This is a genomic window from Streptomyces sp. NPDC050388, assembly GCF_040655635.1.
Lineage (GTDB): Bacteria > Actinomycetota > Actinomycetes > Streptomycetales > Streptomycetaceae > Streptomyces.
Genome location: NZ_JBFAKH010000173.1, coordinates 1 through 6,763, shown reverse-complemented (window position 1 = coordinate 6,763; position 6,763 = coordinate 1). Strand labels below are relative to the sequence as shown.

Sequence of the window (6,763 nt, the reverse complement as noted above, 5' to 3'; positions counted from 1 at the left end):
GGAGGCACTCGATGAACACGAACGATCGCGCCATACGCGAGGTCGGCGAGGTGGACGAGGCTGAACGCCAGGCCGCGGAAGGTGGTGAGCGTGCGCGCCCGACGGCGGTCACCAGGGCAGGAACACATGGATGTCCTTGCCGTGGTCGGTACCGACGACGCTGACCTGGTCGCACAGCGTGTGGATCAGATGCCAGCCGATCCCGCCCCCGCCGCGGCTGGGCCGGAAGGGCCGGGGTGCGGGCGTGGTGGTGCTTGTGTCGTGCATCACCACATGCACCCCGTCGAACGTCCGGCGCAACCGCATCTCGAAGGGGCCCGGCGCGTACTGGACCGCGTTGGCTGCCAGTTCCGTGACCACCAGGAGGATGTCGTCCCAGTGCTCCGGAGCCGTCGGCGCGGACACGCGGGCCAGGTCGAAGAGGAACTCCTCCGCCACCAGGCGTGCGTCGGTGACGTCGTGCAGCTCCCCGTGAAAGCCGGCGACGCGGTCCGTGATCTCCTCGGCGGCCAGTGACTTGTCCCTACGCGGCTCGGATGCCATGTCGCCTTCCCTGCCCCCGGATTCGACGGGCAGCCGTTCGTGTGGCTGGTTCCTTTTGCTTCGTCTCCCTGCTCTGTGGGTTCCCGGGTCGGCGGAGCCTACGCGCCCGTATGTCCGTGCGTGGTGGATGACACCCACGTCACTTCGGTGCCGCGTGCCGCGTGCCGCGCGGTCAGCGGAAGACGTTGTCCGAGTCGTCCCAGACCGACGGCTCCTCCGGCGCCGGGGCCCGTTTCGGACGCGAACGCGAGTGGTACATCGCGTCGATCTCCAGTGCGTGGCGTCGCACGATCTCGTCCCGGCGCAGTTTCATCGACGGCGTCAGCAGCCCGTTGATCACGTCGAAGGGCTCCGCCAGCACCCGGAACACCCGGATCGACTCCGAACGCGACACACTGCTGTTCGCCGCGGCGACCGCCCGCGCGATCTCCTCGTGCAGCGCGTTCTCCTCCCGGGACTCCCGGGTCGGCGCGTCGCCCGGCAGCGAGAGAGCCGCCCGCCAGTGCGTCAGGAACTCCGGGTCCAGGGTGATCAGCGCCCCCACACAGGGCCGGTCGTCGCCCACGACGACGGCTTGGTGGACGAGAGGGTGCATCCGCAGCCGCTGCTCCAGGGCCGCGGGCGCGACACTCTTGCCGCTGCTGGTGATGATGATGTCCTTCTTGCGGCCGGTGATCGTCAGATAGCCCTCCGAGTCCACCCGGCCCAGGTCACCCGTGGCCAGCCAGCCGCCGGCCAGCGCGGTCAGGGTGGCGGCCTCGTCGCCCAGGTAGCCCTGGAACACCGACGGCCCGCGCACCAGGATCTCCCCGTCCTCGGCCACCCTGATCTCGCTGCCCGGCAGCGCCCGCCCGACGGTGCCGGACTTCTCCCTGCCGAGCGGCTGCATCGTCACACCGCCACCGGTCTCGGTGAGCCCGTAGCCGTCGTGGACGTAGATGCCGATGCCCTCGTAGAAGAGGGACAGGTCCCGGTTGAGGGCCGAGCCGCCCGAGGTGGCCCTGCGTATCCGGCCGCCCAGCGCGGCCCGCAGCTTGCGGTAGACCGTGCGCTCGTACAGGGAGTGCTGCAGCCGCAGGTCGAGGCCGGGCCCCGGGCCCCGGCCCAGCCGTTGCCGCTCCACGGCGGCGGCGAAGTCGCGGGCCGTGTCGGCGGCCCGCTCGAACAGTGCTCCGCGCCCGGCCTGCTGGGAGGCGCGCAGGAAGTTCTTGTAGATCTTCTCCAGCAGGGAGGGGACCGCGTACAGATAGGTGGGCCGCAGGGTGCGCAGGGCCGAGGAGAGGGACTCCGTGCCGGTGTCGGGCTCGTACCCCATCAACAGCCCGCCGCGCACGCACAGGCCTTGGATCATCAGCCCGTACACATGGGAGAACGGCAGGTAGGCGAGGACCACGGGCTGCTCTCCCGGCGGGGCCGCCGTGTGGGCCCAGCCCGCCAGCAGGGTGTCGCAGGGGGCGGCCAGGTTGCGGTGGCTCAGTGCGCACCCCATCGCGTGCCCCGAGGTGCCGGAGGTGTAGGCGATCACGGCCGTGGAGTCCGGCAGCACGATCCGGCGCAGCGAGTCGACCATGGCCGCCGGTATGTACTCGCCGCGCGCCACCAACTGGTCCAGCGCCCCCGAGTCCAGCTGCCAGACGTGCCGCAGCAGCGGCAGCGCGGCGCACACGGACCCGACGGTCATCACCCCCTGCTCGTCCTCGACCATCACGGCCACGCATCCGGATTCCCGGAGGATCCACTCCACCTGGTCGCGTGAGGAGGAGGGATAGACGGGGACGACCTCGGCGCCCACGGTCCACAGCGCGTAGCACAGGACCGTCCACTCATAGCGGGTGCGCGCCATGATCGCCACGCGGTCGCCCGGGGACAGCCCCGAGGCGACCAGCCCCTTGGCCAGGTCGACGACCTGGTCGCGGAACTCCAGCGCGGTGATCTCCTCCCAGGTCGTGGAGGCCGGGCCGGTGCGGCGGGCGAACATCGGCAGGGTGGGGCTCTCGGCGGCCGTCTCGAAGAGACTGTCCGCGAGGCCGCCCGTCAGGGGCGAGGCGGCCCAGGGAGCGAGAGCGGGGTCGTGCATGCACTGCTCCTGACATGTACGGGCTGTGACTCGGCCGACGAGCAGAGTCATCGGCGGTGCCTGAATGTAGCCGAGCCGGGGCGTTCCGGGGCCGGGATCGCGGGAAGTGTGGCCACACCGATGATCTCGGAGCCTCCCGTGCCCCCGGACCGGACGTGAGCCGCACGGTTCGGCGGCTCCGGACCGGGGCGTACGCATGGCTCCGGACAGGACGCACACGTGACCCCGGGCGGAGCCGGTGGTGATGATCATCACGCCCGTGTATACCGCACACGGCCGGTCGGGGCATCGCCGGGCCCTCCCTTACGGACCGTCAGGGAGCGCTGTACCCACGTCGGTTGCCGTCCGGCGCGGGTACGGGGCCGGGTGCCGCCGGGCTTCACGGGACGTCGGGCACCAGCCACACCGTCGCGAGGGGCGGGAGCGTGATCCGGACGCAGCCGTCCTCGGGCTTGACCGGGTCCGGGTTGGTGACGTCACCGCCGCCGTACCGGGCCGCGTCCGTGTTGAGGACCTCCTGCCAGGCGGGCACGTCGTCGGGCACGCCGAGCCGGTACCCGTGCCGGACGACCGGGGAGAAGTTCGACACCGAGAGCAGCGGCCGCCCCTCGGAGTCGAACCGCAGGAACGCGAACACGTTGTCCTCGGCCGCGTCCACCGAGACCCAGCGGAAGCCCGCCGGGTCGGTGTCCCGCTGCCACAGTGCCTTCGTCGCGCGGTAACGGGTGTTGAGGTCACGCACCAGGTCCTGTACCCCGCGGTGGTCGCCCGCCGAGTGGTACGCGTCGTCCAGCAGCCACCACTCGGGGCCGTGCTGCTCGGACCATTCGGCGCCCTGCGCGAACTCCTGCCCCATGAACAGCAGTTGCTTGCCCGGATGGGCCCACATGAAGCCGAGGTAGGCCCGGGTGTTCGCCCGGCGCTGCCACCAGTCGCCGGGCATCTTCGACACCAGGGCCTGCTTGCCGTGCACGACCTCGTCGTGCGAGATCGGCAGGACGTAGTTCTCGCTGTGGGCGTACACCATCGAGAACGTCATCTCGTGGTGGTGGTACTTGCGGTGGACCGGCTCGTGGGAGACGTACTCGAGCGAGTCGTGCATCCAGCCCATGTTCCACTTCAGGCCGAACCCCAGCCCACCGGTGTCGGTGGGCCGGGTCACCCCGTCCCACGCGGTCGACTCCTCCGCGATCGTCACCACGCCGGGGCAGCGCCGGTACACGGTCGCGTTCATCTCCTGCAGGAACGCCACGGCGGCCAGGTCCTCCCGGCCGCCGTGCACATTGGCCTCCCACTGACCGGAGTCCCGTGAGTAGTCCAGGTAGAGCATGGAGGCGACCGCGTCCACCCGCAGCCCGTCGATGTGGAACTCCTGGCACCAGTACACGGCGTTGGCGACCAGGAAGTTGCGCACCTCGGTCCGGGCGAAGTCGAACGTGTACGTCCCCCAGTCCGGGTGCTCCGCCCGCCGGGCGTCCCCGGGCTCGTACAACGGGTCCCCGTCGAACCGGGCCAGCGCCCAGTCGTCCTTCGGGAAGTGGGCCGGCACCCAGTCCATGATCACGCCGATCCCGGCCCGGTGCAGGGCGTCGATCAGGTGCTTGAAGTCGTCGGGCGAGCCGAGGCGTGAGGTCGGCGCGTAGAACCCGGTGACCTGGTAGCCCCAGGACGGACCGTAGGGGTGCTCGGCGACCGGCATCAGCTCGACATGGGTGAACCCGAGGTCCTTGACGTACGCGGGCAGTTCGTCGGCCAGCTGACGGTAGGTCAGGCCAGGCCGCCAGGAGGGCAGATGCACCTCGTACACCGAGAACGGCGCCTCGTGCACGGGCACCCGGGCCCGCCGCTCCAGCCACTCGGCGTCGTCCCACGTGTGGCGCGAGGACGTCACGATCGACGCCGTGTTCGGCGGTTCCTCCGCGAGGCGCGCCATCGGGTCCGCCTTGAGGGCGCGGTGACCGTACCGGGAGTGCACCTCGAACTTGTAGCGGGCGCCCTCGCCGATCCCCGGCAGGAACAGCTCCCACACCCCGGAGGAACCGAGCGAGCGCATCGGGAACGCCGTGCCGTCCCAGCAGGTGAAGTCCCCGGTGACCCGCACCCCGCGCGCGTTCGGCGCCCACACGGTGAAGCGGGTGCCGCTCACGCCCTGATGGGTCATGGGGTGCGCGCCGAGCGCCGTCCACAGCTCCTCGTGGCGCCCCTCGGCGATCAGATGCAGGTCGAGCTCGCCGAGCGCGGGCAGCATCCGGTACGGGTCGTGCACCTCCACCGCGTCCTCGTCCCCGTACGCCACTGCCAGGGTGTACGCGGGGATCGCGTCCAGTGGCAGGACCACGGAGAACAGACCGTCGCCCTCCGAGGTGAGCGGGACACGCTCGCCGCCGGTGACCACGCTCACCGCCCGCGCGAAGGGGCGCAGCGCCCGGAAGGCGATGCCGCCCGGCACCGGGTGCGCGCCGAGCAGCGCGTGCGGATCGTGGTGGGCGCCCGCCAGCAGGCGCCCCCGGTCGGTGGGATCGAGGGCGGGAGCGGTCCCGTGTGCCGCCGGAGCGGACGGGGCGGGCCCGGCCGACTCGGGAAGCGGGGTGTCGTGCAGGGCCACGGCTTCAGTCTCCTCTCACGGCGAGGCGCTCGATCGCCGCCATGGGTACGGGCAGCCAGTCGGGTCGGTGCCGGGCCTCGTACAGCACCTCGTACACGGCACGGTCCGTCTCGTAGGCGCGGAGCAGGCCGTGTTTCTTGCGCGGGTCCCAGCCGGAGCGCGCCGCGTAGCCCGCGCAGTAGGCCTCGCGGCAGCGGCGCGCCCACTCCGGGCGCCAGGGACGCCGCTGGCGGGCGGCGTAGTCGAACGAGCGCAGCATCCCGGCGATGTCCCGCAGGGGGGAGTGGGCGCTGCGCCGTTCGGAGAGCGGCCGGGACGGCTCGCCCTCGAAGTCGATGACGAACCAGTCGCGTCCGGCCCGCAGCACCTGCCCGAGGTGCAGGTCACCGTGGATGCGCTGGGCGGCCGGGCCGGGGTCGCAGGTCGCGAGCGCGGCGAACGCGGCCTTCAGACCGGGCACGAACGGCTGGAGGACGGGGACGGAGTGCGCGGCGGCCGTCAGCCGCTCGGCCATCGCCGTCGCCGTCAGTCCGTTCTCCCCGGGCCCACCGACGGGGAAGGCCGAGGCCAGCGCCAGGTGCACGTCCGCCGTGGCCCGGCCGAGGGCGTGCGACTGGGCGGTGAAGTCGTCACCGGCGGCCAGTGCGTCCAGTGCCAGCGTCCAGCCGTCGGAGGCGTCCCGCAGGAACGGCTGGAGGACACCGAGCGTCGCCCTGAACGGATGCGTGGTACGCAACCAGGCCACCGGGGCGGGGACCCGGTGGCAGCCCTGCCGGGACAGCGCGCCCGGTACCTCCAGGTCCGGGTTGACTCCGGGCTGGATCCGCCGGAAGACCTTCAGGATGAACTCCTCGCCGTACACCAGCGAGGAGTTGGACTGCTCGGCGTCCAGCAGGCGAGGTACCAGCCCGGCGCGGGGCCCCGGCTGATCCGTGTCGCACTCGAAGTGCAGGGGGCCGGTCGTGCCGGGGTACCGCAGCCGTTCCAGGAGCAGCTGGGCCGACCGGGGGTCGTGGAGGGCGTCGTAGACCGTCCGTCCGGCCAGCGGTCCGTCCTGCACCCTGCCGATGAGCGCCCGGCCGAGGCGCGGCGACGGGCGCTCCTCCCGCACGCCGAGGAGGAGTTGGTAGCAGTCACCGGCCGGAGGAGTGTTGCCGGGGGAGGGCACGCCGCCGTGGCCCGCGTGGAACAGCAGGTGCAGACAGCCCGGGAACAGCTCCGTCATCGACAGCACATGGAGGTCGGCGACGGGGCGGTCCTTGCCGGCGAACCAGCGCTGCCCCGGCAGCCACTCGCGCAGCAGCCCGGTGAACGACTCCATGGACCCGGTGGGTGCGCTGCGCGGGCGCAGGAATGCGGTCTTCGTCATGGTGACGCCTCCTTTCGTCGGCGCACGCTCACAGTCGTCGGCCGATGCGGGATCGGGATGCGGTTCGGGTGAGCCGGAACCAGTAGAAGCCGTGGCCCGCCAGGGTCAGCAGATACGGCAGCTCGCCGATGGCCGGGAAGCGCACCCCGCCGAACAGCTCGACCGGATG

At 71.8% G+C, this 6,763-nt stretch carries 5 protein-coding genes; all 5 read right to left on the bottom strand.

Going from position 1 to position 6,763, the window contains the following annotated elements; all coding sequences use genetic code 11:
* Positions 1–108 precede the first annotated feature (108 nt).
* Complete coding sequence (locus AB0I73_RS39660) at positions 109–543, bottom strand: ATP-binding protein (protein ID WP_109383685.1); 435 nt, start codon at positions 541–543, stop codon at positions 109–111.
* 172 nt (positions 544–715) lie between these two features.
* Positions 716–2,620 (bottom strand): AMP-dependent synthetase/ligase, encoded by a 1,905-nt coding sequence (locus AB0I73_RS39655; RefSeq protein WP_363045252.1) that lies wholly within the window; start codon positions 2,618–2,620, stop codon positions 716–718.
* A 379-nt stretch (positions 2,621–2,999) separates the two neighbouring features.
* Positions 3,000–5,225, bottom strand: a complete 2,226-nt coding sequence (gene glgB, locus AB0I73_RS39650) for a 1,4-alpha-glucan branching enzyme (RefSeq protein WP_363045251.1) — start codon at positions 5,223–5,225, stop codon at positions 3,000–3,002.
* 4 nt (positions 5,226–5,229) lie between these two features.
* Positions 5,230–6,594: a maltokinase gene (locus tag AB0I73_RS39645; RefSeq protein ID WP_363045250.1), complete on the bottom strand. Its 1,365-nt coding sequence runs from the start codon at positions 6,592–6,594 to the stop codon at positions 5,230–5,232.
* 28 nt (positions 6,595–6,622) lie between these two features.
* A partial coding sequence (locus AB0I73_RS39640; RefSeq protein WP_363045253.1) for an alpha-glucosidase C-terminal domain-containing protein occupies positions 6,623–6,763 on the bottom strand: 141 nt, incomplete at its 5' end.

Excerpts from the sequence above, each read along its gene's own strand:
- AB0I73_RS39660 (WP_109383685.1), bottom strand. The coding sequence starts at position 543 with ATGGCATCCGAGCCGCGTAGGGACAAGTCACTGGCCGCCGAGGAGATC.
- AB0I73_RS39645 (WP_363045250.1), bottom strand. The coding sequence starts at position 6,594 with ATGACGAAGACCGCATTCCTGCGCCCGCGCAGCGCACCCACCGGGTCC.
- AB0I73_RS39655 (WP_363045252.1), bottom strand. The coding sequence starts at position 2,620 with ATGCACGACCCCGCTCTCGCTCCCTGGGCCGCCTCGCCCCTGACGGGC.